Here is a 26,385-nt window from a genome sequence, read left to right on the forward strand (position 1 = left end):
TGCAGATGCACGCCCCCCTCACCGATCCCGCCACGATCCTCGCCCGCCCGCTGACGCTGGCCGGGCTGGCGCTGCGCAACCGGCTGGTGATGGCACCGATGACGCGCGAGGCGGCGCCGGATGGCGTGCCCACGGCCGAGATGGCCGCCTATTACGCCCGCCGGGCCGAGGGCGGCGCCGGGCTTCTGATCACCGAGGGCGCGGCGCCGAACGAGGAAGGCCGCTTCGGCCGCGATGTGCCCCGGCTTTACGGGACCGACGCGCTCAAGGGTTGGGAGAGGGTGGTGGCGGGCGTCCATGCGCAGGGGGCTGCGATTGTTGCGCAGGTCTGGCATGTGGGCGCCTTCACCCCGTCGCTGGTCGGCATGACCGACACGCTGGAGGTCACGCGCCTCGGCCCCTCGGGCCTTGCAGGGCCGGGCCGCGCGCTGGGCCGGGCGATGACCGGGGCGGAAATCGCCCGCACCATCGCCGATTACGCAAAGGCCGCCCGTGCCGCGCGCGAGGCCGGTTTCGACGGGATCGAGATCCACGCCGCGCATGGCTACCTGCCCGACCAGTTCTTCCACGCCGCCACCAACCGGCGCGCGGATGGCTATGGCGGCACCCTCGCCCAACGGGCGCGCTTCGCGGCGGAACTGGTCATGGCCTGCAAGGAAAAGGCGGGCGCGGATTTCCCGGTGATCCTCAGGATTTCCCAGTGGAAACAACTCGACTACGCCGCCCGCGTCGCCGAAAGCCCCGAGGAGCTGGCCAGCTGGCTCGCCCCGCTGGTCGCGGCGGGGACGGATGCTTTCCACGTCTCGACCCGGCGCTTCTGGGACCCGGCTTTCCCGGGAAACGAGACGAGCCTCGCCGCCTTCGTGCGGCGGCTGAGCAACCGGCCGGTGATCGCCGTGGGCTCGCTTCTGATGGACATCGACTTCAAGGCGGCGCGCGGCAAGCAGCATGCGGCGCTGGCGCCCGCCACGCTGGGCTGGGCCGCCGAGGGGATCGAGCGCGGCGAATTCGACCTCATTGCCAGCGGCCGCGGCCATCTGGCCAATGCCGATCTGGCGGCACGGATCCTGTCGGGCGGGGCGGCGACGCTCGCCGCCTATGACCGGCGGCATCTGGAGCGGCTGACGTGACCAAGATGGCCCCGAACGGGCCCGGGAAGAACGGGTCGCGAGACCCGGAAAGGGAGGAGACGGCATGCTGCTGCAGCAGCTACTGAACGGCGTTGTCGTGGGCGGGGTCTACGCGCTTTTCGCGGTGGGCTTCAATCTGGTCTTCGGGGTGCAACGGCTGTTGAACCTTGCGCATGGGGCGGTCTTCATGACCGGCGCCTTCGTCGCCTATTACACGGTCCGCGCTGGCGGTCCGCTGATCCTGGGCTTTGTCGCCGCGGCCGTGGCCTCGGGCGTGCTGGCCATGATCATCGAGGTGGTCTGCTTCCGCCGCCTGCGCAAATCGGGGGATGCGGAATTCGGCGCCATCATCTCGTCCATGGGGGCGGGGATGGTCATCATGACCTTCTGGCAATGGGTCTCGCAGACCCAGGTGCTGCGCTTTCCCTTCGATACCGTGCCGGTGGTGATCTACCGCTTCTGGGGCCTGCGCGTCTCGCTCCTGCAGCTGATGATGGCGGCGGCGGCCATCGCCATCGTGCTGGTCATGGCCTGGTTCATCTATCGCACCGCCTTCGGCCGTCAGGTCCGCGCGGTGACGGATAGCGAGCGGGCCTCGATGCTGGTCGGCATCAACCCCAACCGCATCTACAACCTCACCTATTTCATCTCGGGCGCGCTGGCGGGCGCGGCGGGGGTGCTGGTGGGGCTCGCGTTCAACAACATCAACTTCACCATGGGCGAGCCCTACCTCATGTTCGGCTTCGCGATCATCATCCTCGGCGGTCTGGGGTCGATCCCGGGCGCGCTGATGGCGAGCCTGATCTTCGGCATGGTGCAGACCCTCTCCATCGCCTACCTGCCCTCGGGCCTGACCACCGCCTTCATCTTTTCGGCCATGTTCCTGATCCTGCTGGTCCGCCCCAACGGGCTGATGGGCCGGGAAGAGGCCGGCAGCCTGCGTGGACGGAGATAAGCCATGATGAACCTTCTTCTTGGCTATCAGCCGCTTCTGGACCTGTTCCTGCTGCATCTCGGCCTTGCCTATGCGCAATGGCTGGTGCTGCGCGCCGGGGTCTTCTCGCTGGGGACGGTGGGGCTGGCCGCGGTCGGCGCCTATACGGGCGGGATTCTGGTCGTGACCTATGGCCTGCCCGCGCCCTTGGCGCTGATCGCCTCGGCGTTGTCGGGCGGGCTGGTGGCGCTGGCGCTCTCGGTGCCGCTGGCGCGGCTGCGGGGCATCTATCAGGCCATCGCCACGGTCGCCTTCATCCAGATCGTGCTGTCGCTCAACATCTACGCCACCAATGTCACCGGCGGCGCGCAGGGCATCACCGGCATCCCCAAGACCGTGGGCACGCCGCTGCTGCTGCTGGCGGGCGCGGCGACCATTTACCTGATGTACGCCATCACCCACAGCCGTCTGGGCCGGGCCTTCGACGCGATCCGCCAGAACGAGGCCGTGGCCGCCTCGCTCGGCGTCTCCATCGTGCGCCACCAGACGCTGGCCTTCGTGCTCTCGGGCGCGCTGGCCGGGGTTTACGGCGCGCTCGAGGCCTTCCATTCCTACGCGCTGGTGCCGTCGCAATTCGGCTTCCCCTACCTCATCGCCATCCTGTCCTACGTGGTCTTCGGCGGCCGCACGAGCCTCTGGGGTCCGATCGTCGGCACCGCGGTGCTGATCCTCTTGCCCGAGGTGGTGCGCCCGCTGGCGGATGCGCGGATGCTGGTTTTCGGGATCCTGCTGATCCTCACCATCAACTTCCTGCCCAAGGGTATCGCCGACACGCTGATCGAGCGCGCCCGGGGCCGGCGGCTGGGCGCCCGTCGCCCGGCCGAGGCCGATACCGCGAAAGGGAGCTGAGCCATGGCCCTCATCCTCGACAATCTCAGCAAGCGTTTCGGCGGCGTCGTCGCCTCGGAAAACGTCAACATCACCGTGCCGAAGGGCAAGATCACCGGGCTGATCGGCCCCAACGGCGCGGGCAAGACCACCATCGTCAACATGATTACCGGCATGCTGGCGGTGAGCGGCGGCACGATCCGGGTCGATGACACCGACATCACCCGCGCCCCCGCCGATCAGATCTGCCGGGCGGGGCTGGCGCGGACCTTCCAGAACATCCGCATCCTGCCGGAGAACTCGGTGCTGGATAACATCCTGATCGGCTTTCACCGGCACGAGCGCTGCTCGACCCTCTCGGCGCTGCTGGGCCTGCCCGCCTCGCGCAGGGAAACCGCGGCGATGCGCGCCCGGGCCGAGGCGCTGCTGGAACGCTTCGGCATGCGGCATCTGGCGGAATATCCGGCGGGGGGCCTGTCCTATGGCCACCAGCGGCGGGTCGAGATGATGCGCGCGCTGGCGTCCGAGCCGGAATACATCCTGCTCGACGAGCCCATCGCCGGGATGAACGACGTCGAATCCGATGCGCTGGCCGTCCTCTTCCGCGACCTCGCCGACAGCGGCATCGGCATCCTGCTGATCGAACACAACCTGCGCTTCGTCACCCGGCTCTGCCAGCATATCTACGTGCTGGACGGCGGGCGCCTCATCGCCGAGGGCGCGCCCGAGGCGGTGCTTTCGGATCCCGCGGTGCTGACCGCCTATGTCGGAGGCGAGCATGCTTGAGATCCGCGATCTTCAGGTCCATTACAACGGCATCACCGCGCTGAGGGGCGTTTCGCTCGACGTCAATCAGGGCGAGGTCGTGGCCCTGATTGGCCCCAACGGCGCGGGCAAGTCGACGCTGGTCAACGCCGTCTCGGGCATCGTCAGCCCCTCGGCCGGGACCATCGCCTTCGAGGGGAAACCCCTGCATTCGAGCCGCGCCTGGACCATCTCGGGCATGGGGGTCTTGCAGGTGCCCGAGGGGCGGCAGGTCTTCCCGCAGCTGACCGTGACCGAGAACCTGCAACTGGGCGCCACGGCGCTGCGCGGCCGCAAGGCCGGGATCCCGCTGGACGAGGTCCATGCCCTGTTCCCGATCCTGCGCGAACGGGCCGAGCAGCTGGCGGGCTCGCTGTCGGGCGGGCAACAGCAGATGCTGGCCATCGGCCGGGCGCTGATGGGCTCGCCGCGGCTGCTGCTCCTGGATGAACCCAGCCTCGGCCTGGCACCCGTCATCATCGCCCAGGTCTTCGCGGCGCTGCGCACGCTGAAAGAGCGCGGCATGACCATCCTGCTGATCGAGCAGAACGCCACCCTCGCGCTCGATCTGTCGGACCGCGCCTACATCCTCGAACAGGGCCGCGTGGTGATGTCGGGGGCCAGCAAAGCCCTCGCCGCCGATGCGGATGTCGTTTCCCACTACCTCGGCGTCACGCCCGAAGGCTGACGCCCGAGCATCGCAACCCACGTCATACAGGGAGGACAGGATGACGAAGGTTTCCAGACTGACAATGAGGGCGCTCCTGGGCGCCACGCTTCTCGCCGGACCCGCCGCGGCGGACGAGGTGAACATCGCCGCGATCCTGTCGACGACCGGCACCTATGCCTTCGTCGGCGTGCCGCTGGTCAACGGCATCCGCATGGCGGACGAGGAACTGGCGGCCGCGGGCGGCTATGGCGATCACACCGTCGCCATCCAGTACGACGACAACCGCTCGGACCGGCAGGAGGCGATCTCGCTGCTGACCCGGCGTGCCAACGTCGATCAGTCCGACCTGATCCTCGGCCCGATCGCCTCGTCCGAGGCGATGGCGACCGGTCCTGTTGCGGTCCAGTTGCAGGTGCCGATGTTCACCGTGGCGATGACTTCCGAGGTGCTGCCGCTGGGCGAATGGATCTTCAAATCGACCGAAACCGCCGTCACCTACATGCCGCCCCTCGCCAATTACATCGGCGAGACGCTGCACCCGGCGAATTGCTATCTGGTCTCGATCCTCGATAACCCGGGCTACATCATCCAGAAGGACGTGTTCCGCGACACGCTCGCCTCGCACGGGGTCGAAATCATCGCCGACGAGGGGATCCTCGCCTCGGACACCGACTTCACGGCGCTGTCGACAAAGATCGTCGATGCGGACCCCGAGTGCCTCTTTGTCACCACCCCGCCCGAACAGGCCGCCAACATCATCCTGCAGGCGCGGCAGGCGGGCCTCGACCCCGACACGATCATCGCGGGCGACACCGGCCTCGGCTCGTCGCAATTCATCAACGCTGCCGGGTCGGCGGGGGAGGGGACGCTCTTCGTCTCGATCTTCTCCGAGGATTATTCGGACGCGACCCGCGCCTTCGCCGAGCGCTATCAGGCCCGCTACGGCATCCCGCCCGACCATTGGGCGGCGACCGGCTATTCGATGATGTCGATCATCGCCGCGGCGATCAGCAGCATCGAGGGCGAGGTCACGCGCGAGACCCTGCGCGAGGCGATGACCCAGACCCATGACGTGCCGGTGCTGATGGGCACGGGCTCCATGACCTTCGGCGAGGGCCGGGTGCCGGTGCATGGCAGCGTCGTCATGCGCGTGCGCGATGGCGGCTGGGAAGTGGTCCAGTAACCATGGCCGGGGTTTCCGGCACCAAGGCACCGGGCGACAAGCCCGGTGCCGATCTCTCCTGCGACGTGCTGGTGGTGGGGACGGGGCCGGGCGGCATGGCCGCCACCGCCGCCGCGGCCGCCACCGGGGCGTCTGTCCATGTCATCGAGGCGCTGGACGCCATTGGCGGCAATGCCGTCTGGTCCACCGGCTACATGGCCTTCGTCGGGTCCCGCGCTCAGATTGAGGCGGGGATCCGGGACAGCGCCGAGGCTTTCCTGGCGGATGCCGAACACAGCATTTCCCTGCTTGGCGACCGCTACCCGATGATTGCCGATCCGGCACTGATGCGGCTCTTCGCCGAACACAGCGCCGCCACCTATGACGATCTGATCGCCCGGGGCGTGCGCTTTTCCCGCTTCATCCCGCGCCCCCTTCAGCACCGCACCGACCGGATGCTGGCGGTCGAGGACATGATGGCCTTCCGCCGCGCCTTCGCCCCTGATTTCGCCCGGCCGAACGTGACGCTGCACCTGAACACCAGCGCCCGGCGGCTGGTGACCGAAGGGGGCCGCGTGACGGGCCTGATCGCCGAGGATGCCACCGGCCAGACCCGCCGCTGGCAGGCCCGCAAGGGGGTGGTGCTGGCCACCGGCGGCTTTCAGGCGAACCCGGAACTGCGCGCCCGCCATGTGCCCGGCTATCTGGCCCGCGCGCCCTATCTCGGCGTCGATACCTGCCGGGGCGACGGGCACCTGATGGCCGGCGCAGTGGGGGCCGACCTCATCAACATGGCGCAGGTTCTGCCCCTGGTGATCGTCTCGTCCTCCCTGGTCGAGGATTGCATCGCCGTCACCCGCGAGGGCCGCCGCTTCCATGACGAGGCCGGTCCCTACGAGCGCCGGGTCGAGGCCTTGCAGGCCCAGCCGGGACGCGAGGCCTGGTACATCATCGACGACGAGACCCTGCGCCGCAAAGGGCAGCTGGTGGCGCAGATGCCGCGCCCGGGTGTCTCGGCCCCGGATCTGGCGACGCTGGCTTCGCGGATCGGGGTGGATCCCGCGGGGCTTGCCGCATCGGTCGCCGGCTGGAACGCCTTCCTTGCCGGGACCGGGGCAAAGGACCCCGATTTCGGCCGGGTCATCCTGCCCGAAGGCCGCCGCCCCATCGCAAAGGGGCCGTTCCACGCCCTGCCCATGGTCGTGGGCTCAAACTTCGTGGCGGGCGGCCTCAGGGTCACCGCGGCGATGCAGGCGGTCGATGTGTTCGGCGCGGCGATCCCCGGGCTTTACGCGGCGGGCGACGCGGTGGGCGGGCTGAACCCGACGGCGGAACTGGGCGGCATGCGGCTTTGCGGTGGCTTCACGCTGGGCCGGATCGCGGGCCATGCCGCAGCGCTGGGCCTGAGCGCCCCGGTCGAGGGGCCGCGTCTGCAAGGCGCCCATTTGCCGAGCATGGTCGGCACCAGGGTCGCCCTGCAGGACATCCCCGGTGACGGGTCTCAGTAATCGGGGCTCTCAGTAATCCGGCTCGATCACCAGCCGTGCCCCCAGCGCGCGCGACGAACAGGGCATGAAGCAATCGTTGCGCGCGCGCTCGGCTGCGGTCAGGAACTGGTCGCGATGGTCGGGCGCGCCGTCGATGACCCGGGTCATGCACATGCCGCAGACCCCCTCGGTGCAGGAATTGGGCACGTCGAGCCCCGCCGCCAGCAGCGCGTCCAGCGCCGTCTGGCCCTTGGCGACCGTCACCACCTGCCCGCTGCCCGCCACCTCGATCTCGAAGGCGCAATCGCTGTCGCGCTGCTCGACAGTGCCGGAGAAATATTCGGTATGCACCGCTTCCTCGGGCCAGCCCGCCGCCAGAGCCGCGCCCTTCACCCAGTCCAGAAACCCCGAGGGTCCGCAGATGTAGACGTGATCCCCGGCCCCCCGCGCCGCCAGCAGGGCAGCCAAGGGCAGGCGCTGCGCCTCTGGCCCGTCATCCAGATGCAGATGCACCCGGTCGCGGAAGGGTGCTGCCGCCAGCCGCCCGGCAAAGGCCATCCGCGCAGCCGACCGGGCGCAGTAATGCAGGGCGAAGGACGCGCCCTCGGCCGCCAGCGCCTCGGCCATGGCCAGGATCGGCGTCACCCCGATCCCGCCCGCGATCAGCAGCGAATGCCCGGCGCCGGGGGCCAGCTCGAAATGGTTCTTCGGCGGGCCGATCAGCAGCCGGTCACCGGTCGCCACCCGCTCGTGCAGATGTTGCGATCCCCCGCGCGATGCCGGTTCGAGCAGGACCGCGATCTGGTAGCGATGCGTCTCGCCCGGCGCGTTGCAGAGCGAATATTGCCGGGCGGGCAGGCCGGGCAGCATCACGTCGATATGGGCGCCTGCCGTGAAGGCAGGCAGCGCGCCGCCGGTGACCGGCACCAGGTCGAAGCCCAGAATCCCCTCGGCCTCGCGCCGGATTGCGGCCACGCGCATCTCTAGCACGCTCATTGGAATCCTCCCTCATTGCATCTCCCTGATTGCCAGCTTGCCCAGGACACAGATATAGTCAAACCGGATATTCTTATGAGTAAATTCTGAATTTCAGATGGAGAGCGGCTCGGCCCCGGGGGAGGGGGCGTCCATGAAGGCACCGAATTTCACCCTGCGGCAGCTGATGTATTTCGTGGCCGCCGCCAAATACGGCAAGATCGCCAATGCCGCGGTCGAGATCGGCATCTCGCAATCGGCGGTGACCACGGCGATCCTCGATCTGGAGCGCACGCTGGGCTTCCCGCTGCTCGATCGCCATGTCAGCGGCGTCACGCTGACCCATCGCGGGCACCTCTTCCACCAGCACGCCATGAAGGTGCTGGAGGCCGCGGACGAGGCGCAGCGCTGGCCGTTCCAGGCCTCGCTCAACCTGTCGGGCACGCTGAGGATCGCCGCCACCCATGTCGTCGTCGGCTATTTCCTGCTGCCCTATCTGGGCAAGTTCCTGGCCGCGCATCCCAAGGTCGAGGTCTCGCTGTCCGAGATGACGCGGCCCGAATGCGAGGATGCGCTGATCGCCGGCAAGGCCGACCTGGGGATCATCCTGACCTCGAACCTCGGCAATCCCGACGAATTGCAGAAGCGCCCGCTGATCCAGGCGCAGCGGCGGCTCTGGATCTCGAACAACTCGCCCCTGATGGCGGAAAAGTCGGTGCCGTTGGAGCGGCTGAACGGGCTGCCCTACGTCTTCCTGATGGTGGACGAGGGCGAGCGGGTCTTGCGCGAACTGGTCCGTCCCTTCGGCTTCGAGCCGAATGTGGTCCTGCGCACCACCTCGATGGAGGCGATGCGCGAATGGATCGGGCTGGGACTGGGGGTGACCATCGTCGCCGACACGGTCTATCGGCCCTGGTCGCTGGAGGGGCTGAAGATCGAGCGCCGCCCGCTGGCCGATCCGATCCCGCCGCTGGAAATCGGCCTCGTCTGGCGCAAGGACCGGCCGATGGACGAGGTGACCGAAGGTTTCGCCAGCTTCCTGCGCCAGTCGGTGCCGGTCAGCGACGGGCTGGACTGAATAGTCAGGCCCGCCCCAGCCGCAACAGCAGGAAGCTGAGGATCGTGGCCCCGGTCAGCACGATCCCGCAACTCAGGTCATGCTGGGCGCCGATGCCGACAAGGAAGGTCGACAGTGCCCCGCAGGCCATCTGCGCCGCGCCGAACAGCCCCGCGGCCGAGCCCGCCAGTTCCGGCACCGCGTCGAGCGAGGCGGACAGCCCGGTCGGGCTGATGCAGCCCGCCGCGAACATCAGCCCCAGCGTCAACAGGAAGATCAGCGCGGGCGTCATCAGCCCGGCCCAGGCGGCGGCCAGGAAAGCCCCCGCCATGGCGATGGCGAAAAGGCCCGCCAGCAGGAAGAACCCATCGCGCGAGACATGGCCGACCCTGAGCCGCGAGACCCAGGTCCCGGCCAGCGCCCCCAGCAGGATGCCGCCGACGTAGAAACCGACCTCGCCCCCCGGCACGCCCAGTTGCTCCTGCAAGATGAAGGGGGCGGCCGCGAAATAGCCATAGGTGGTGGTCGAGCCCATCGCGCCGCCCAGCGCGATGCAGACGAAGCGGCGGTTGCGGCCCAGCGTGGCGAAATCGCGGCCCATCTGGCCGAACCTCAGCGGCTTGCGGTGGCGCGCGGTCTCGGGCAGGGACCAGAGCGTCGCGGCGAGCGTGCCCAGCGCCAGCAGCCCCAGCACCAGGAAGATCCCCCGCCAGTCGGCATAGGCGGCGACGCCCGCGCCCAGCACCGGGCTGATGGCGGGGCCGATCAGCATGACGGTGTTGAGAAGCGAGATGTCGCGCTGCGAGCCCTCGGGCCCCGCCGCATCCCGGGCGATGGCCCGGGCCAGGGCCAGCCCTCCGGCCCCGCCCAGCGCCTGCGTCAGCCGCCCGGCCAGAAGCCAGGGCAGCGTCGGCGCCAGCGCGCAGAGCAAGGAGCCTAGGACGAAGATCCCCAGCGCCGCGATCACCACCGGCCGCCGGCCCAGCGCGTCGGAAACCGGCCCGTAGCCGATCTGCCCCAGCGCGAGGCCCAGCACATAAAGCGTGAGCGACAGCTGCACCGCGGCGCTGCCGACGCCCAGATCCTCGGCCGCATAGGGCAGGGCGGGCACGAACATGTGCATGGCCAGCGTGCCGGTCGAGGCCAGCGCGACCAGCAGGCCCAAAGCGGGTTTCGGGGAAGACGGGGCCACGGATCCTCCATCCTTGGCGGCCCGACCAGCCTGCAACCCCGCCCGCCGCGCGAAAAGACGAAAATCCGCGGCGGGGATATCGGTTTTTCAGATCGCGCGCCGAGGCTCAGGGCCTCAGCGCATCAGCACCACCGGCACCTTGCACGACCGGATCATCGCCGTGGTGGTCGAACCGATAATCAGGCTGCGGATCCGGCTGTGGCCATAGGCGCCCATCACCAGCATGTCGAAGCCCTCGTCCTCGACAATCGAGGCGAGCGCGGTCTCGGGCTGGCCGGGACGGACCGAGGACTCGGCGCTGATCCCCGCGGTGCGCAGCATGGCGGTCGTGTCCTCCAGCCCGTTGACGGTATCGGGCGTGGCAGGACCCAGCGTCACCACATGCACCTCGAGCCCCTGGAACACCGCGCTCTGGGCGATGTGGTCGATGGCCTTCATCGCCGAGACGCCGCCGTCATAGGCCACCAGCACCTTCCGGATCGGCCGGAAGGCGCGCGAGGCCACGAAGATCGGCCGGTGGCTGGCGCGCACGATCCGCTCCAGGTTCGAACCCAGATGCCCCTTGGCGAAATCCGCCGCCTCGCCGCGCTTGCCGATCAGCACGACGCGGGCCTCGGCCTCGACCTCGGCCAGGGTGTCGACGATATCGCCCTGCCTGAGCCGCGTGGTGACCTCGGCCACGCCCGCGGTTTCGAGGAGCGCGCGCGCATCGTCCAGGATCGCCCGGCCGCGATGGCCGATCAGCTTGGCGCGCTGCGCGTCCAGATCGGCCAGCTCCTGCATCAGCGCGCTGCGTGCGCCCAGCGCCAGCGTGCCCGAACGGTCCTGCGTCTGCGCCGCCTCGCGCCGGCCCAGCACATGCACCACCTCGACCGGCTCGCCCGTCAGGCCGGAAATCCACGCGGCGTGGTCGCAGACCGAGGCGGAATAGACAGACCCGTCGACAAGGGCTACGATTTTCTGTTCCGCTCTGTTCATGTCCCCGTTCCTCAATGCGCCATCAGCGCGTCACCCGCGCCGGGTTTGTCGTGCACGGCAAGCCGGTCGACGATGGTTTCCGATGCCTTGTTCATGCCGACGATCTCCACCTCGGCCCCGTCGCGGCGGAATTTCAACACCGCCATGTCCAGCGCCTGAACCGAGGAAATATCCCAGATATGCGCCGCGCTGACGTCGATGACCACCCGCTCCAGCGCCTCGCCGAAGTCGAAAGCGGCCATGAAATCCTCGACCGAGCCGTAGAACATCTGACCCTCGACACGATAGACCCTCTCGCGCCCGTCGGGCGAGATGGTCGAGGTGACCCTGAAGAGCTGGGCGATCTTGGCGGCAAAGAAGATGCCCGACAGCAGCACGCCCACCAGCACGCCGATGGCCAGGTTATGCGTCCAGACCACCGTCGCCACCGTCGCCAGCATCACCACCGAGGACGAACGCGGATGCGTCCGCAGGTTCCTGATCGACGACCACGAGAAGGTGCCGACCGAGACCATGATCATGATCGCCACCAGCGCGGGCATCGGGATCTTCGCCACCCACTCGCCCAGAAAGACCACGAGGATCAGCAGCACCGTTCCGGCGGTGAAGGACGACAGCCGCCCCCGGCCACCCGATTTCACGTTGATCATGCTCTGCCCGATCATCGCACAACCCGCCATGCCGCCGATGAAGCCGGTCGCGGTATTGGCGATGCCCTGGCCGATGCATTCCTGATTGCGGTCGGTGCGGGTGTCGGTCAGCTCGTCGACCAGGTTCTGGGTCATCAGGCTTTCCAGCAGCCCGACCACGGCAACGGCAATCGAATAGGGCAGGATGATGCCCAGCGTCTCCCAGGTCAGGGGCACCTCGGGCAGCAGGAACATCGGCAGCGTGTCGGGCAATTCGCCCATGTCGCCCACCGTGCGCACGTCCCATTGGAAGATCAGCGTCAGCGCGGTCAGCACGATGATGGTGACCAGGGGCGAGGGCACCGCGCGGGTGATCCGGGGAAACAGATAGATGATCGCCAGCCCCGCCGCGACCATGGCATAGGTGGTCCAGCTGACGCGGGTCGGGTCCAGTTCCGGCAGCTGTGCCATGAAGATCAGGATCGCCAGCGCGTTGACGAAGCCGGTCATCACCGATTTCGAGACATAGCGCATGACGAACCCCAGCCGCAGCAGCCCCGCCGCGATCTGGATCAGCCCGGCCAGCACCGTGGCGGCCAGCAGGTATTGCAGCCCGTGGTCGCGCACCAGCGTCACCATCAGCACCGCCGTCGCCGCCGTCGCGGCCGAGATCATGCCGGGCCGTCCTCCGGCGATGGCGGTCAGCACGGCGATGGAGAAGCTGGCATAAAGCCCGACCTTGGGGTCCACGCCCGCGATCAGCGAAAAGGCGATGGCTTCGGGGATCAGCGCCAGCGCCACCACGAGGCCGGACAGCAGGTCGGGCCGGATATTGCCGAACCACTGCGCGCGGTAGGCGTCGAGAGAGATCATGTCGTCATCCAGTCGGCCCGGTCGGGCCGTTGTTCCAAAGCGGGGTTTGGTCTGGTTGTCCGGCGGATCGGCGGCCGGAAGAGCCAGCCGGGGCTTGCACCCGGCTCCGTGTTCGCTGGCCCCCGGTTACGGCGATCCGGCGCCGATGCCAAGTCTTAAGGCCCCGGCAGCGGCTGCCGGGGCGGGGATTGGCGGATTTTCCGGCAGTGCCGGGTTCAGCCGAGGCTTTGCAGCAGCTCGCGCGAGGGGGTGCCGGTCACCGCCATGCCGCGGCTCTGCTGATAGGCGCGGATCGCGCTCTCGGTGTTGCGGCCGATCACCCCGTCCGAGCCCTGCGTGTCGAAGCCCCGGGCGGTGAGGCGCTGTTGCAGCGCGATGCGGTCGGCGCGGCTGAGCCCGTTCTCGTCGGGCGGGAAGGGGCTGCGAAGGGGGCCCGCGCCGCCGATCCGGTCGGCCAGATGCCCGACCCCCAGCGCATAGGCGTCCGACGGGTTGTAGCGCTTGATGACCCGGAAGTTCGAGGTCACGTCAAAGCGCGGCCCGCCCGCCTGCGGTTGCAGCACCGTCCCGCTGGCCGAACCGCTCAGCAATTCGCGCCCCCAGGGCAGGCCGCGGGTCCAGCCGTGGCGGCGCAGATAGGTCGCGGTGGTGGCCAGCGCGTCCGAGGGATCCTCGGACCAGATGTCGCGCCGCCCGTCGCCGGTGAAATCGACGGCGTATTCCTGAAACACCGTCGGCATGCATTGCGTGTGGCCCATGGCGCCGGCCCAGCTGCCGGTCATGCGGCTGGCGGGGATGTCGCCGTTCTGCACGATCCTCAGCGCCGCGATCAGCTCGCGCTCGAAATAGCGGCCGCGGCGGCCCTCGAACGCCAGGGTCGAGGTGGCCGAGATCACCGGGATCAGGCCCTGCCGCTCGCCGTAATAGCTTTCCAGCCCCCAGATGGCGGTCACGATCTTCGCATCGACGCCGGTATCGGCCTCGATCGCCTCCAGCGTGCGGCGGTGGCGGGCAAAGGCGGCGCGGCCCTTTTCGATCCGCTCGTCCGACGCGGCGATGGAGAGGTAATCCTCCAGCGAGCGGCGGAATTCGGTCTGGTTCTGGTCGCGGGTGACCACGCCCGGCAGGAAGCCCGCACCGCGGAAGGCGGTGTTCAGGGTCTGGCGGGTGATGCCCGCGGCCTCGGCCCGGCTGCGGAAGGCCTCGACCCAGGCGTCATACTCGCGGTTCGAGGCGGGCAACAGGTCGGGCGGCAATTCGTCCGGGCTCGCGCTGCTGGCCCGCGAGGGCAGGCTGCGCGAACAGGCAGCCAGGCCGAGGCCCAGAAGCCCCGCCCCGAATAGGCGTCGATTGATCGGCATCGGCTGCTCACCTCCCGGTCTTGTTTTGCCCCATGGTGCCGCGAACGGCCCCCGGGCACAATGGCCGAGTGCCCCGCCCCTCGCCCGGGCGGCGGGTCTGCGCCGGCCGCGCGCCTCCGCAAAAGCGCCGCAATTCCTGTCGAGACTTCGGGAATGGCACCGCGAAACCTTCCGCCCTGGGCGCTGTCGCGCCGTCGAAAACAGCGTCTGCGCCTGTTGCGGCGGGGGCTGATGGTGGCGCTGGTGGTCGCCGCGGGGTTGACGCCTCTGGCCTGGTCGCCCGGGGCCCGCGACGGCCTTCCGCCGGGCGAGCGCCTGCCGCGCGTCCTGAACGGCGGGCAGGCCTGGGGCGGGTTCGAGGCGCCGCCCACCGCCACGCCGTCCACCGCCACCTCCGCAACCGCCCGCACCCTCGGCCCCGCCGCCGTGACCCATGTCCGGGACGGCGACACGATCGAGCTGGGCGCCCTCGCCCTGCGCCTCGCCACGCTCGATTGCGCCGAGCTGGGCACGGTCGAGGGCGCGCGGGCCAAGGCGCGGATGGAGGCCCTCGTGCGGGGCGCGCGGCTCACCTGCCGCCTGACGGGCGAGACCTCCTACGACCGGCAGATCGCCAGTTGCCAGCTGCCCGGGGGGCGCGATCTGGCGGCGGCGATGATCGCGGACGGCAGCTGCCGCGCCCGCCGCTAGCCGCGCTCAGCCCCCCTGCACCAGCGCCAGCGCCCGGATGGGCGAGCCGGTGCCGTGCTCGATCTTCAGGGGCGCCACCATCAGGATCGCGCCCTTGGGCGGCAGCTGGTCGAGGTTGCACAGGCTGGCGAGGCCGAAGCAATTGTCGCGGTGCAGGAAGTTATGCGCGGGATAGGGCGGGCTGAATTTCCCGGCCATCCCGGCATCGGTACCCACGCATTGCGTGCCCCAGCCAACGATGCCCTTGGACAGCAGGTAATCCATGCAATCGGTCGAGGGGCCGGGGGTATGCGCGCCGTCGCCGTCAGGGCCCTGATCCATGTTCAGGAACAGTTCCGCATCCTGCATGCGCTTGTCCCAATCGGTGCGCATGACGACCCATTCGCCCGGCCCGATCTCGCCATGCCGGGCCTCCCATTCCTTGACCCGCTGGGCGGTCAGCAGGAAATCGGGGTCGGCCGCGGCCTCGGTCGAGCAGTCGATGACATTGACCGGCGCCATCAGCCGCTGCACGTCCAGCGTGTCGGTGGCGCCGTCGGGGTAATCCTTGCCGGTCAGCCAATGGTGCGGCGCGTCGAAATGGGTGCCGGAATGCTCGCCCAGTTCCAGCCAGTTCCAGGCCCAATAGGGCCCGTCGATGTCGTAATTGCTGATCTTGTGGATCTTCACCTGCGGGGTGTTGCGGGCGATCTCCTCGGGCAGGCGCAGAAGCGGCGTGTCGGGGCCCAGCACCGCGGTGCAATCGACGATCCTGACCGCGCCGGTCAGCAGGGCCTCGCCCAGCCCGCCCAGAAGATTGTCCATCGTCTTGCCCTTCCGTTCCAGATTGATCCCTTGGCCTGCGAAACGGGCCTGGCGGCGGTCCATGGTGCGTTTGGTGATGTCGAAGACCGTCTCGATGGCGCTGTCCTCGGTGACGATCCCGGGTGAAAGCCGCAGGATCGTGTCGCGGAAATCGACCGAATAGCCCTCGACCCCCAGGGCGCCGACCACCGCCGCCGCCTCGGCCCGCGACGGCATGCGCAGCATCGCCGCGCCGCCCCGGCGTTCCGCCTCACGCGGGGAGAGGAGCGGCAGGCCCAGCGCGTCGGCATGGCCGATGATCTGGTCGACCATCGACCGGTTGCGGGCAGCGATGGCGCCCTGATCCTGCGCGGTGAACCACTGGATCGCGGGCAACGAGGCGATGGCCGCGACCGATCCCGGCGTGCCGGTGTCGAAGCGGCGCACGTCGGGGGCGTATTGGAACTTGTCGAGATCCCAGGAGAAGGGGTTGTTCTGGCTGAACCAGCCGCGCGCCTCGGGCTGCAACTCGGCCACCAGCCCCTTGTCGACATAGAGGATCCCGGCGCCCGGCGTGCCGCAAAGCCATTTGAGGCTGGTCGAGACGACGAAGTCGACCCGCGGCTCGGTCACGTCGAAGGGCAGAAGCCCCGCCGCCTGGGTGATGTCGGCGACCATCAGGCTGCCCATCGCCCGGCCATGCGCCACCAGCGCCGGGTAATCCATCCGGGCCGAGGCGGTGGAGGTGACCCAGGTCAGCAGGGACAAGGCGACGTCGCGATCCCACTGGGCGATGAAATCCTCGGTCTCGACCCAGGCCTTGCCCTCGGACCGGGGCACGGTGACCAGCGTGAAGCCGATTTTCGGCGCCAGCCCAGCCAGCATGAAATGCAGGGACGGGAAGCAATCGGCGCCGACCAGCACCTTCTTGCCCCTCAGCCAGCCCTCGGGCAGCGAGCGCATCAGCTTGTGCATGCCCTCGGTCACGTTGTCGACATGGGTGAGCGAACCCTTGGGCGCCCGGATCAGCCGCCCCCAGGCGTCGAGGTATTCCTGACGCTTCCTCAGCACATAGCCCCATTGCCGGTCATCGGGCGCGGCCCAGATGGCCGAGAACTCGGCCATGGCGCGGGCCATGTCCTCGTCCTTGCCGGGATAGATGCCGATGGAGTGATAGAGGAAATATCCGGCGGCCTTGGTGTTGCGGCGCATGCCTTGTCCTTTTCGTCAGAATCCGAGGGCCGCGGGCAGCCAGAGGCTGAAGCCCGGAACGGCCGCGATGAGGCCCAGCCCGGCCAGATTGACCAGCAGGAAGGGCGTGTTGGCTTTGATGAGCGTGCCAAGGCCGCAACCGGCGATCCGCTCGGCGGCGAACAGGCAGACGCCCAGCGGCGGGGTCAGCAGGCCGATGTTCAGGTTGAGGATGGCGATCACGCCGAAATGCAGCGGGTCGATCCCGGCATGGACGGCGGCGGCCGACAGGATCGGACCGAAGAGGATGATGACCGTGGTCGGGTCGATGAACATCCCCAGCACGAGGAGGATGGCGTTGAAGACCAGCAGCGTGCCCAGATAGCCCATCTCCCAGCCGCCGATCCAGCCTGCGACCATGCGCGGCACGTTCTCCATGCCCATGACCCAGGAAAAGGCCGCGCCGCAGCCGACGATGATGAGGAGCTGCCCGGAAAAGAGCGCCGAGCGCTGGAAGACCTCGCCCAGCGTGCCCAGCCGCAGGCTGCGATAGACCAGCGTGGCCACGACCAACGCGTAGCCCGCCGCGACCGCCCCGGCCTCGGTCGGGGTCATCAGCCCGCCCATCAGCCCCGCCAGGATGATGACGGGGATCATCAGCGGCACCAGCGCCTGCCCGGTGGCGCGCACCGCCACGGCGGGGCTGCGGTCCATCTCGACCTGGGGGAAATTGTGGCGGCGGGCCTGCACCGCGACCAGCAGCATCTGCACCAGCCCGATCAGCAGCCCCGGGATCAGCGTCGCCGCCATCAGCGCGCCGATCGAAAGCCCGGTCATCGAGCCATAGATCACCGCGACCAGCGAGGGCGGCACCATCGGCCCGATGATCGACGAGGACGCGGTGACGGCCGCGGCATAGGCGGGGCTGTAGCCCTGTTTCACCATGGCCGGGATGAACACCCGGCCCAGCGCGGCGATATCGCCCAAAGCCACGCCGGTGATGCCGGAGAACAGGATCGAGGCGCCGATATTCACCTGCGCCAGCCCGCCCCGCATCCAGCCGAAGAGGACATTGGCGAAATGGATCAGCCGGTCGGTGATCTTGCCCGCGTTGACCAGTTCCCCGGCCAGGATGAAGAGCGGAATGGCCATCAGCACGAAGACATCCATGCCCTGCCAGATCCGTTCGGCGGCGATGGGCAGGAAGCGCCATTGCCCGCCATAGGCGACCCAGGCCAGCATCGAGGTCAGCAGCGACCAGGCGACCGGCAGGCCCAGCAGCATCAGCAGCAGGAAGCTGCCCAGCAGCACCATGAGTGTGTCGGTCATGCCGGGGTCCTCCGCTCGAACAGTCGCGCCAGCGCCAGGATCGCGGCAAGGCCGAAGGCCACCGGCATCGCGCCATAGGGCCAGGACATCGGGATCCGCAGCCCGTCGCTTCGCTGGCCCGCGGCGAAGGACACGATGTCGAGCCCCTGCCAGAAGATCACCAGACAGATGCCGAGCGTCAGCGCGTCCAGCACAGCCTCCAGCGCCCGGCCGAGGACAGGCGCCGCCGCGCCCAGCGCGAGGGGAACGAAATCCACGCGGATATGGCTGCCTTCCCGCACCGCGACGGCGGTGGCCAGCAGCGCCATCCAGACCATGGCGTAGCGGGCCAGTTCCTCGGCAAAGGCCGGCACGCCCAGCGCGGTATAGCGCAGCGCCACCTGCGCCAGCATCAGCAGGAACAGCCCCGCGAGGCAGAGGGCCGCGACGATGCGCAGCCCCCTGTCCAGGGCGCCGACGAGGGAGGCCAGCGCCTTCATCGTCACTCGGCCGCCGCGACCGCGGCCAGCGCGGCGTCGATCAGGTCGGGATGGTCGACGTTGCCCTGCAGCCACTCGATGGCGGCGGGCTGCATGACCTGCCGGAAGGCATCGCGCTGCTCGTCGGTCATGCGGACCACGGTGACGCCCGCCTCCTCGGCCCGGGTGATGGCCGAGGCCTCGACCGCGCGCGAGGTCTCGCGGTTATAGGCGATGGCGGTGGCGGCGGCATCCAGGATCACCTGCTGGTTTTCCGGCGTGAGGCCCGAGAAGAAGGCGTCCGAGATCCCCAGCGGGCCGAAGGCATAGACATGGCCGGTCATCATCAGATGCGACTGCACCTCGTAGAGCCGGATCAGGTTGAAGGTGGAGACCGAATTGTCCTGTCCGTCCACCACGCCGGTGCTGAGCGCGGTATAGAGCTCGCCAAAGGCCACGGGACTGGCCGAGGCGCCCATCGCCTCGACCGGGATCGTCGCCAGGGGGCCGAGGACCCGCATCTTCAGCCCTTCCATGTCGGCCGGGCTTTCGATCAGGCGGCTGGCGCTGAAATGCTTGAAGCCGCCCGATTCCCACCAGCCCAGCACGCGGATGCCGGTGGCTTCGCGGATATCCTCGGCCATCTGGGTGCCGAAGGGGCCGTCGAAGACCTGCCAGGCCACCTGTTCCGAGGGGAAGAGGTAGGGCATGTTCAGGACCATGATGTCCGAGAAGATCGAGGCGTAATTGCCGTCCGCGGCATCGGTCATCTCGATCACGCCGCGGCGCATCTGCGCCAGCCGGTCGTTGGGATTGCCCAGCGCGCCGCCGTAGACGATGTTCACCGACATGTCCGAATGCGCCTCAACCTCTGCGGCGAAGGTCCGGTACATGCCGTTGACGAAGTCGAAGCCCTCGATGTTTTCGGGCAGCGACAGGCCGATGGTGATGGTCTGCGCGGCGGCGGGCAGGGCCAGACCGGCCGACAGCAGCAGCGCGGCAAGGGAGGGGACAAGCGGTTTCATGGCGTTTCCTCTGTTGGGGGGGGGGCGGGAAGGGGGTTAGCGGGTATAGGCACGCTTGGCGTGGCGTTCGAGCCGGCCGGTCAGCCGGACGAGGGGCCACAGGATCGCGACATAGATCAGCGCCGCCCCGATCAGGGGCGAGGGATTGGCAAAGAGCGCCTGCGCGTCCGTCGCCTGTTTCAGAAGGTCCGACAGCGCCACGACCGAGGCCAGCGCCGTGTCCTTGATGACCGAGACGCAATTCGAGGCATGCGGCGGAATGACGATGCGGATCGCCTGCGGCAGGATCACCTTGCGCATCGTCACCCAGAAGCCGAGCCCGAGGGCCGAGGCGGCCTCGAACTGGCCCTTGGGCGTGGCCTCGATGCCCGAGCGGACGACCTCGGCGGTGAAGGCGGCCAGCACCATGGTCAGCGCCGTGGCGGCGGCCGCGAAGGACGAGAGCGTGATGCCCGCGAAGGGCAGCGCGTAATAGAGCAGGATCAAGAGCACCAGCACCGGCACCGCACGCACCAGATCGGTGTAGAGCACGGCCAGCAGGCGCAGGGGCTTGGGCGCATAAAGCCGGGTGATGGCGATCATCACGCCCAGGGCCGAGCCCAGCACGATGGCCGTGACGCCCAGGCTGAGCGTGTACCACAACCCCCGCAGCAGCATCGGCAGCGCGCGTTCCAGAACACTCAGGTTGAAGAAGATATCGACCGCGCTCATGCCATCCCTCCGCTCGGGTCAGGCGGGGGGCAGGGCCGCCCCCCGGCCGGCGTCTCAGTAATTGCCGGGGGTCGGGATCGGCAGCGGCGTCACGGTCAGGCTGCCCTCGGCCGGGGCCACACCCATCCAGCGCTCGAAGATCGCGGCCATGGTGCCGTCTTCCTTCATCGCGCTGATCGCCTCGTTCACCGGCTCCAGCAGCGGCGAATCCTTGGCCATCATCATGGCGAAACGCTCGCCGGTGACGATCTCATGGGCGACCTCCAGCCCGGTCATCTGCTGGAAGGCATAGCGCAGGCCGACCACATCATTGACCACCGCGTCGATGCGTCCGGCCATCAGGTCGGTCAGCATGTTGGCCGTGGTGTCGTAGCTGTTGTTGGCGGCAAAGCCGATCTCGCCCGCGCGTTCGTTCAGCCATGCCTCGGGGAACGAGGTGGCGATGGTGCCGATCCGGCGGTCGCGCAGGTCCTCGAGGCCGTGAATGTCGCTGCCCGCCCGCACGCCGATACCCATGGCGCCCTCGACATAGGGCTGGGTGAAGCTTTGCGATTCAAGGCGCTCGTCGGTGATGGTCAGGGACGAGATGACGATATCGACCCGGCCCGAGGCGGTGGCGACGAACAGCGCGCGGAAATCATAGCCCTCGATCTCGGCGGTGCGGCCGATGCGGTTGGCGATCTCGGTGACGATATCGACCTCGAACCCCTCGAACACGCCCTCGGCATTGCGGTTCTCCCACGGCGGGTTGGCCGGGTAGGAGCCGACGCGCAGGACATCCTGCGCAAGGGCGGGAAGGGAGGCGAGCGACAGCGCAAGGCCGGTCGCGGCGCCAAGGAACAGGCGGCGGTGAAGCGTCATCAGGTTTTCTCCCCGTGGGTGGTGGCCGGGTCCTGTCGGGCGGCCGGTTGATCCGGGCGGATGTTTCCGTTCACCGGGTGGTTTCTGGCGCAAGTTCCCGGGCTGGCAGATCGGTAATCAGCATGTGGCCGGGGGCATGGGTGATGGCGAGGTCGGGCGCGGCATGGGCGATGGCCCGTTCGAGCGAGACGCCGCAGGCCCAGAACACCGGCACCTCGCCCGGCCGGATGTCGGTCAGGCCGATCCCGTCGATCGGGCGGCCGAGGTCGGCGCCGATCGCGGCGGGGTCGCCGACATGGACCGGCGCGCCATGCGATTGCGGATGCGCCCGGGTCACCGCCTCGGCCAGCGCGACCTGAGCGGCGGGGACGGCGCGCATCGAGACGACGAGCCTGCCGCCGAAAGGGCCCGAAGGGGTAAGCGGCAGATCGGTGTCGAAGGCCGAACAGGTCAGCCCCGGCGCATGGCAGCGCAGGGTCACGCCCGCCGCCACCAGATCCGCCTCGAAACTGAGCGAACAGCCGATGGCGAAGGCGGTCAGGTCGTCGCGCCAGAGGCCGGTGATGTCGGTGGGCATCGCCACCGGCCCGCCGTCGCGGAACACCCGGTAGCGGGGCAGGTCGGTCCTGAGGTCGATATCCGCGCCCAGCTCGGGCAATGCGGGATCCCCGGCGCGGCCCCGGGCCAGCAGCGGGAAGGCGGCGGGATTGGCCCGCAGGAAGGCCTCGAAATCATCGGCCAGCCGGGCGGGGATCAGCGCCAGATTGGCCTGCGCCAGCCCCGGCGCCATCGAGCCGGTCGGCCCGTTCAGGCGCCCCGCCCGCGCCTCGAGCCTGAGGGCGTGGCCGGTCGTCATCCGCCGGTCCCCGCGAAGGCGGTTTCGAGCTGCGCCTTGATCAGCAGGATCTCGGTCTCGTGGGTGATGCAGGTGCGCGCCCAGCGCTCGTCCGGGCTGCCCGCCGCGCGCAGCGCGTGCAGCGCGATCTGGCAGCGGCCTTCGGGATGGCCCAGATCGGGGCCGGGGGTCACGCGGATATAGATGCGGGGCGTGCGCGCCGCGAGGGTGCCGACGCCGAAATCGATCAGCCCCAGCGCCGGGACCGGGCGGATATCGACATGCGCGGCGCTGCCGTCAAAGAGCGAGGTGCCGCGGTAGACCCCCTCGGCGACCTCGGTCAGGCCCATGGATCCCAGCGACCAGCCGCCGACGAAAGCGGGCTCGGACAGAAGCGCGAAGGCGAAAGCGGCCGGGACCTCGGCCAGAATGGCCGTCATATGGGCAAGATCCGGGCTGGGCATCGGGCGCTCCTCTCTGGTGCTGGGTCGAGGATGGCAAACAGTATGCAATTGTCAATCCATTTCTTTTAAGATTAAAATTGTTGGGCGCGATATGCTTGGTTTTGCCGCGAATTCTGCGTGACAAAGGCTGCCGTGCGGGTAAATTTAGTATACTGTTCGACCCGTAATGCCTGCTCCTTGACCGAAAGAAGGCTCATGTCCCGTTCCAGCCAGCGCCCCAGCCACCGGCAGCGAATCCATGACACGATCCGCACGAGGATCCTGACCGGCAAGATCGGCGCGGCCGACAGGCTGGTCGATACCGCCATCGCCGCCGAGATGGGCGTCTCGCGCATGCCGGTGCGCGAGGCGCTGATGCAGCTGGTGAGCGAGGGCTATCTGGAGGGCACGACGCGCGGCTATTCGCTGCCCAATTTCACCCATGAGAAGATCATGCAGGTCTTCGTCCTGCGCCGCCTGCTGGAGCCCCATGCCGCGGCCAGCGCCGCCCAGGCCTGCAGCGAGGCGCATGTGGCGCGGATGCGGGCGGCGGTGGACGAGGCGATGGGCACGCTGGAGAAGGACGATTTCGAGACCTTCTACCGCGCGTCCGAGGTGTTCCGGAACACCTGGCTCTCGGCGGTGCCGAATGCGGAGCTGGGCGCGGCGATCCAGCGGCTGTCGGGGCAGGTGCAGGCGGTGCGGCTGGCGACGATGCGCGACGGCGAGGCGCATCGCACCATCATCGCCGGACAGCGCGACCTGCTGGCGGCCTTCGCCGCCCGCGACGCCCTGGCGGCCGAGGCGCGGATCCTGCGTTTCGTGCTGGAGGGGGAGGGGAGCTATCTGCGGCTGCGGGCGGGGTGAGGGGGTTCGCCCTCGTGCCTCGGGCGACCAAGGCGGCTGGCTGCCGCCCCCAGAGAACGCAAAGAGCGGGGGGCTGCCGCCCCCCGCACCCCCTGCTTCAAGGGGGGCACGCCCCCCTTGAAAATCCCCGTGGATATTTGAGGAACAAAGATATCAGGGCTGTTGGTAGGCGGTCTTGATGCTGGTGAAGAACTCGGCGGCGTAGCGGCCCTGTTCGCGGGGGCCGTGGCTGGAGCCCTTGGTGCCGCCGAAGGGGACGTGGAAATCCACCCCCGCGGTCGGCAGGTTGACCATCACCATCCCGGCCTGGGCGTTGCGCTTGAAATGGCTGGCGTGTTTCAGGCTGGTGGTGGCGATCCCGGCCGAGAGCCCGTAGGGCGTGTCATTGGCGAGGCTCAGCGCTTCGTCATAGTCGCGCACCGGGATCACCGCGGCGACCGGGCCGAAGATCTCGTCCCGGGCGATGGTCATCTGGTTGGTGCAATCGGCGAAGAGGGCGGGGGTGAGGAAGAAGCCTTCGGTCGCGCGGCTCACCCGCTCGCCGCCGGTGACGAGGCGGGCGCCTTCGCCTTGGCCCCGGGCGATGTAATCGAGGTCCTGCGCGAGCTGGCTTTCGTCGACCACCGGGCCGATATCGGTGCCCGTCTCCAGCGCGTGACCGGTGGTCAGCGCCTCGAGCCGGGCTTTCACCGCGGCGAGGAAGGGCGCGTAGACCGCCTGTTCGACGATGATCCGCGAGGAGGCGGTGCAGCGCTGGCCGGTCGAGAAGAACGAGCCGTTGACCACCGCCTCGACCGCCACGTCGAGGTCGGCGTCCTTCAGCACGACGAAGGGGTTCTTGCCGCCCATTTCGAACTGCACCTTGCGCATCAGCCGGGCCGAGGCCTGGGCCAGCGCTTCGCCGGTCTGGCGCGAGCCGGTGAAGGTCAGCGCCGTCACGTCCGGGCTTTCGACGATCGCCTGACCGACCACCGAGCCGCGGCCCATGACCAGGTTCAGAACGCCTTCGGGAAGGCCCGCGCGGTGCAGGATGTCAACGAGTGCCCAGGCCGAGCCGGGGACCAGATCGGCGGGTTTGAAAACCACGGTATTGCCATGGCAGAGCGCGGGCGCGATCTTCCAGGCCGGGATGGCGATGGGGAAGTTCCAGGGCGTGATGATGCCGACGACGCCGACCGCCTCGCGGGTGATCTCGACCCCGACGCCGGGGCGGACCGAGGGCAGGAGCTCGCCCGAGAGCCTGAGGCATTCCCCGGCGAAGAAATCGAAGATCTGGCCGGCGCGGGTCACCTCGCCGATGCCTTCGGGCAGGGTCTTGCCCTCTTCGAGGGACAGAAGCCGTCCCAGTTCCTCGCGCCGTGCCAGGATCTCGTCGGCGGCCTTGCGCAGGATGGCGTGGCGGGTGAGCGGGGCCGAGCGCGACCAGGCCGGGAAGGCGGCTTTGGCGGCGGCAATGGCGTCGAGCGCATCGGCGCGGGTGCCACGGGCATATGCGCCCAGCGTCAGCGACAGGTCGGAGGGGCAGGCGTTGGGCGCGCCCTCGCCGGGGCGCCAGGCGCCGCCGATCAGGTTGGGTTTGGGGTCGGACATCGGGGTCTTTCCTGAAAGGGGGCTCAGCCCAGAACGAGGCTCTGGTCGGAATAGCGCAGGGTGAGGGTCATCGACCCCTCGTTCAGCAGCCAGCGGTGCAGGGTGAACTGCCTGAGGCCCCTGGCATGGAACGGGTCGGCTTCGGCGATCTGCCGCGCCTCGGCCTCGGATCCCGCGCGCAGGATGACCATGCCGCCGGTGGGGGGCGCTGCGTCGCCGTCCTCGAAGATCGGACCCGCACCAAAGAGCGTGCCCGCGCGTTCCAGCGCCACCTGATAGGCCAGATGCTCGGGCAGCACCGCCTGGATGCCGGGGCCGCGGGCGGGGCGGGTGGTCACCACCCAGAGCGACTGGCGCAGCATGCTGGCATAGAGGGATTCGGGCGTCGTCTCGGTCATCTTGTCCATCCGGGCAGCGGGGGGGTGGACCGGCCGCGGGAGCGGGCGGCCGGTCCGGGCGAGGGCTCAGCGGCGCTCGATCTCGGCGGCGTCGATCACCCGGGTCCAGGTGGCGATCTGCCGCTCGACCATGGCGCGGAACTCCTCGCCGGTGGAGCCCACGGGGCTCGCGCCCAGCGCCAGGATCCGCTCGCGCACGCCCTCGTCCTGCAGGGCGCGGTTGACGGCGGCGTTCAGCGTCTCGGCGATGTCGGCGGGCAGGCCGGCGGGGGCGCCGATGCCGGTCCAGGACAGGACGTCAAAGCCCGGCGCCACGGTTTCGGCCAGCGTCGGCACGTCGGGGCGGTCGTCCCAGCGTTCGCCCGAGGTCACCGCCAGCGCGTCGAAGACGCCCGCATCGGCCTGGCCCAGGATCACGGTGCCCGCGTCGATCACCAGGTCGATCTCGCCGCCCATCAGCGCCGTCGTTGCAGCCGCGCCGCCCTGATAGGGCACGTGCAGGAACTGCACGCCGGTCTCCAGCCCCAGCAATTCGCCGGTCAGGTGCTGGGTGGAGCCGACACCGGCATGGCCGATGCGGATCGAGCGCGGGTTGGCGCGGGCTGCGTCGATGACCTCCTGGATCGAGGCGAAGCGGCCATGCTGGGCGCCGACGAAGAAGGGAAACTGCCCGACGGTCGAGATGAAGGTGAAGTCGTCAAGCGAGTCGAAGGGCAGGGAATTGTAGAGGGCCGCCGCGACCGGGTGACCGCCGACCAGCAATTGCAGCGTGTAGCCGTCGGCCTCCTGCTGGGCGACATAGCCCGAAGCGACGGTGCCACCGGCGCCCGGGCGGGCCTCGACGATCACGGCCTGGCCCAGATCCTGCGACAGTGCGTCGGCGATGATGCGCGAGACGGTATCGGCGTTGCCGCCGGCGGCGAAGCCGTGGACGATGCGGATGGTGTGGTCGGGATAGGGGCTTTGCGCGGCGGCGGGCAGGCTCAGGGCCAAGGCCAGCGGCAGGGCGGCGAACAGGGTTTTCAACATGGTTCCTCCGTTGGGATGTTGCGCCGGGCCTCCCC

The 26,385-nt window shown here is 69.0% G+C and carries 26 protein-coding genes and 1 other annotated feature; of the genes, 10 read left to right on the top strand and 16 right to left on the bottom strand.

Annotated features, from left to right (window positions below; genetic code table 11):
• Nucleotides 1-5: 5 nt before the first annotated feature.
• The 7 genes from DDE23_RS01525 to DDE23_RS01555 all read left to right on the top strand — a co-directional run bounded on the left by DDE23_RS01525 (nt 6) and on the right by DDE23_RS01555 (nt 7,096).
• Nucleotides 6-1,130, top strand: coding sequence for an oxidoreductase (locus tag DDE23_RS01525; RefSeq protein WP_202863197.1), 1,125 nt, complete (start codon nt 6-8; stop codon nt 1,128-1,130).
• A 64-nt stretch (nt 1,131-1,194) separates the two neighbouring features.
• Nucleotides 1,195-2,085, top strand: coding sequence for a branched-chain amino acid ABC transporter permease (locus DDE23_RS01530; protein WP_107749617.1), 891 nt, complete (start codon nt 1,195-1,197; stop codon nt 2,083-2,085).
• A 3-nt stretch (nt 2,086-2,088) separates the two neighbouring features.
• Nucleotides 2,089-2,973 (top strand): branched-chain amino acid ABC transporter permease, encoded by an 885-nt coding sequence (locus tag DDE23_RS01535; protein WP_107749618.1) that lies wholly within the window; start codon nt 2,089-2,091, stop codon nt 2,971-2,973.
• Between the two features lie 3 nt (nt 2,974-2,976).
• A complete protein-coding gene (locus DDE23_RS01540) occupies nt 2,977-3,738 on the top strand; it encodes an ABC transporter ATP-binding protein (protein ID WP_107749619.1) in 762 nt (253 codons plus the stop codon).
• A complete protein-coding gene (locus tag DDE23_RS01545) occupies nt 3,731-4,444 on the top strand; it encodes an ABC transporter ATP-binding protein (protein ID WP_107749620.1) in 714 nt (237 codons plus the stop codon). The genes DDE23_RS01540 and DDE23_RS01545 overlap by 8 nt, the downstream gene beginning before the upstream one ends.
• Before the next feature lie 40 nt (nt 4,445-4,484).
• Nucleotides 4,485-5,609, top strand: coding sequence for an ABC transporter substrate-binding protein (locus DDE23_RS01550; protein ID WP_157957949.1), 1,125 nt, complete (start codon nt 4,485-4,487; stop codon nt 5,607-5,609).
• 2 nt (nt 5,610-5,611) lie between these two features.
• Nucleotides 5,612-7,096 carry an FAD-dependent oxidoreductase gene (locus tag DDE23_RS01555; RefSeq protein ID WP_107749622.1) on the top strand — a complete coding sequence of 495 codons (1,485 nt, stop codon included), beginning with the start codon at nt 5,612-5,614 and terminating at the stop codon, nt 7,094-7,096.
• Nucleotides 7,097-7,105: 9 nt separating this feature from the next.
• Here DDE23_RS01555 and DDE23_RS01560 read toward each other — a convergent pair whose 3' ends face one another.
• Nucleotides 7,106-8,071 (bottom strand): PDR/VanB family oxidoreductase, encoded by a 966-nt coding sequence (locus DDE23_RS01560; protein WP_107749623.1) that lies wholly within the window; start codon nt 8,069-8,071, stop codon nt 7,106-7,108.
• Between the two features lie 133 nt (nt 8,072-8,204).
• On the opposite strand from DDE23_RS01560, the gene DDE23_RS01565 reads away from it, so the two are divergent.
• Nucleotides 8,205-9,128, top strand: a complete 924-nt coding sequence (locus DDE23_RS01565) for a LysR family transcriptional regulator (RefSeq protein ID WP_170121764.1) — start codon at nt 8,205-8,207, stop codon at nt 9,126-9,128.
• 4 nt (nt 9,129-9,132) lie between these two features.
• Here DDE23_RS01565 and DDE23_RS01570 read toward each other — a convergent pair whose 3' ends face one another.
• The 4 genes from DDE23_RS01570 to DDE23_RS01585 form a co-directional block, all read right to left on the bottom strand.
• Nucleotides 9,133-10,299: a Bcr/CflA family efflux MFS transporter gene (locus DDE23_RS01570; RefSeq protein WP_133239510.1), complete on the bottom strand. Its 1,167-nt coding sequence runs from the start codon at nt 10,297-10,299 to the stop codon at nt 9,133-9,135.
• 114 nt (nt 10,300-10,413) lie between these two features.
• Nucleotides 10,414-11,277: a universal stress protein gene (locus DDE23_RS01575; RefSeq protein ID WP_107749626.1), complete on the bottom strand. Its 864-nt coding sequence runs from the start codon at nt 11,275-11,277 to the stop codon at nt 10,414-10,416.
• An 11-nt stretch (nt 11,278-11,288) separates the two neighbouring features.
• Nucleotides 11,289-12,779, bottom strand: a complete 1,491-nt coding sequence (locus DDE23_RS01580) for a SulP family inorganic anion transporter (RefSeq protein WP_107749627.1) — start codon at nt 12,777-12,779, stop codon at nt 11,289-11,291.
• Nucleotides 12,780-12,832: 53 nt separating this feature from the next.
• Nucleotides 12,833-12,890, bottom strand: a sequence feature (sul1 is cis-regulatory element that is thought to sense ions involved in sulfur or methionine metabolism; They are found in Alphaproteobacteria).
• Between the two features lie 104 nt (nt 12,891-12,994).
• Complete coding sequence (locus tag DDE23_RS01585; RefSeq protein WP_107749628.1) at nt 12,995-14,140, bottom strand: lytic murein transglycosylase; 1,146 nt, start codon at nt 14,138-14,140, stop codon at nt 12,995-12,997.
• A 153-nt stretch (nt 14,141-14,293) separates the two neighbouring features.
• Here DDE23_RS01585 and DDE23_RS01590 point away from each other — a divergent pair, with 153 nt between their 5' ends.
• Nucleotides 14,294-14,830, top strand: a complete 537-nt coding sequence (locus DDE23_RS01590) for a thermonuclease family protein (protein WP_133239511.1) — start codon at nt 14,294-14,296, stop codon at nt 14,828-14,830.
• Between the two features lie 6 nt (nt 14,831-14,836).
• Here DDE23_RS01590 and DDE23_RS25820 read toward each other — a convergent pair whose 3' ends face one another.
• The 8 genes from DDE23_RS25820 to DDE23_RS01635 form a co-directional block, all read right to left on the bottom strand.
• Nucleotides 14,837-16,825 (bottom strand): aminotransferase class V-fold PLP-dependent enzyme, encoded by a 1,989-nt coding sequence (locus tag DDE23_RS25820; RefSeq protein ID WP_337589822.1) that lies wholly within the window; start codon nt 16,823-16,825, stop codon nt 14,837-14,839.
• Between the two features lie 15 nt (nt 16,826-16,840).
• Nucleotides 16,841-18,133: a TRAP transporter large permease gene (locus DDE23_RS01605; RefSeq protein ID WP_107749630.1), complete on the bottom strand. Its 1,293-nt coding sequence runs from the start codon at nt 18,131-18,133 to the stop codon at nt 16,841-16,843.
• Nucleotides 18,130-18,612: a TRAP transporter small permease gene (locus DDE23_RS01610; protein ID WP_107749631.1), complete on the bottom strand. Its 483-nt coding sequence runs from the start codon at nt 18,610-18,612 to the stop codon at nt 18,130-18,132. Before DDE23_RS01610 ends, DDE23_RS01605 begins: the two co-directional genes overlap by 4 nt.
• Nucleotides 18,613-18,614: 2 nt before the next feature.
• Nucleotides 18,615-19,616 (bottom strand): TRAP transporter substrate-binding protein, encoded by a 1,002-nt coding sequence (locus tag DDE23_RS01615; RefSeq protein ID WP_107749632.1) that lies wholly within the window; start codon nt 19,614-19,616, stop codon nt 18,615-18,617.
• 36 nt (nt 19,617-19,652) lie between these two features.
• A complete protein-coding gene (locus tag DDE23_RS01620) occupies nt 19,653-20,327 on the bottom strand; it encodes an amino acid ABC transporter permease (RefSeq protein ID WP_107749633.1) in 675 nt (224 codons plus the stop codon).
• A gap of 54 nt (nt 20,328-20,381) precedes the next feature.
• Nucleotides 20,382-21,188, bottom strand: coding sequence for an ABC transporter substrate-binding protein (locus tag DDE23_RS01625; protein ID WP_107749634.1), 807 nt, complete (start codon nt 21,186-21,188; stop codon nt 20,382-20,384).
• A 70-nt stretch (nt 21,189-21,258) separates the two neighbouring features.
• Nucleotides 21,259-22,044 carry a D-glutamate cyclase family protein gene (locus tag DDE23_RS01630; protein WP_107749635.1) on the bottom strand — a complete coding sequence of 262 codons (786 nt, stop codon included), beginning with the start codon at nt 22,042-22,044 and terminating at the stop codon, nt 21,259-21,261.
• Nucleotides 22,041-22,487: a hypothetical protein gene (locus DDE23_RS01635; protein ID WP_107749636.1), complete on the bottom strand. Its 447-nt coding sequence runs from the start codon at nt 22,485-22,487 to the stop codon at nt 22,041-22,043. Before DDE23_RS01635 ends, DDE23_RS01630 begins: the two co-directional genes overlap by 4 nt.
• A gap of 195 nt (nt 22,488-22,682) precedes the next feature.
• On the opposite strand from DDE23_RS01635, the gene DDE23_RS01640 reads away from it, so the two are divergent.
• The gene (locus tag DDE23_RS01640; protein WP_107749637.1) at nt 22,683-23,333 is read left to right on the top strand and encodes a GntR family transcriptional regulator; all 651 of its coding nucleotides are present in this window, start codon (nt 22,683-22,685) and stop codon (nt 23,331-23,333) included.
• A 153-nt stretch (nt 23,334-23,486) separates the two neighbouring features.
• On the opposite strand, the gene DDE23_RS01645 is transcribed toward DDE23_RS01640, so the two are convergent.
• From DDE23_RS01645 to DDE23_RS01655, 3 genes are all read right to left on the bottom strand, one after another.
• Complete coding sequence (locus DDE23_RS01645) at nt 23,487-24,923, bottom strand: aldehyde dehydrogenase family protein (RefSeq protein ID WP_107749638.1); 1,437 nt, start codon at nt 24,921-24,923, stop codon at nt 23,487-23,489.
• Between the two features lie 23 nt (nt 24,924-24,946).
• Entirely contained in the window at nt 24,947-25,321 is a 375-nt protein-coding gene (locus tag DDE23_RS01650; protein WP_157957950.1) for a YciI family protein, read from the bottom strand.
• A gap of 66 nt (nt 25,322-25,387) precedes the next feature.
• Entirely contained in the window at nt 25,388-26,350 is a 963-nt protein-coding gene (locus DDE23_RS01655; RefSeq protein ID WP_107749640.1) for a tripartite tricarboxylate transporter substrate binding protein, read from the bottom strand.
• Nucleotides 26,351-26,385 lie beyond the last annotated feature (35 nt).

Origin of the sequence: Pararhodobacter aggregans, from assembly GCF_003075525.1 — a bacterium.
GTDB lineage: Bacteria > Pseudomonadota > Alphaproteobacteria > Rhodobacterales > Rhodobacteraceae > Pararhodobacter > Pararhodobacter aggregans.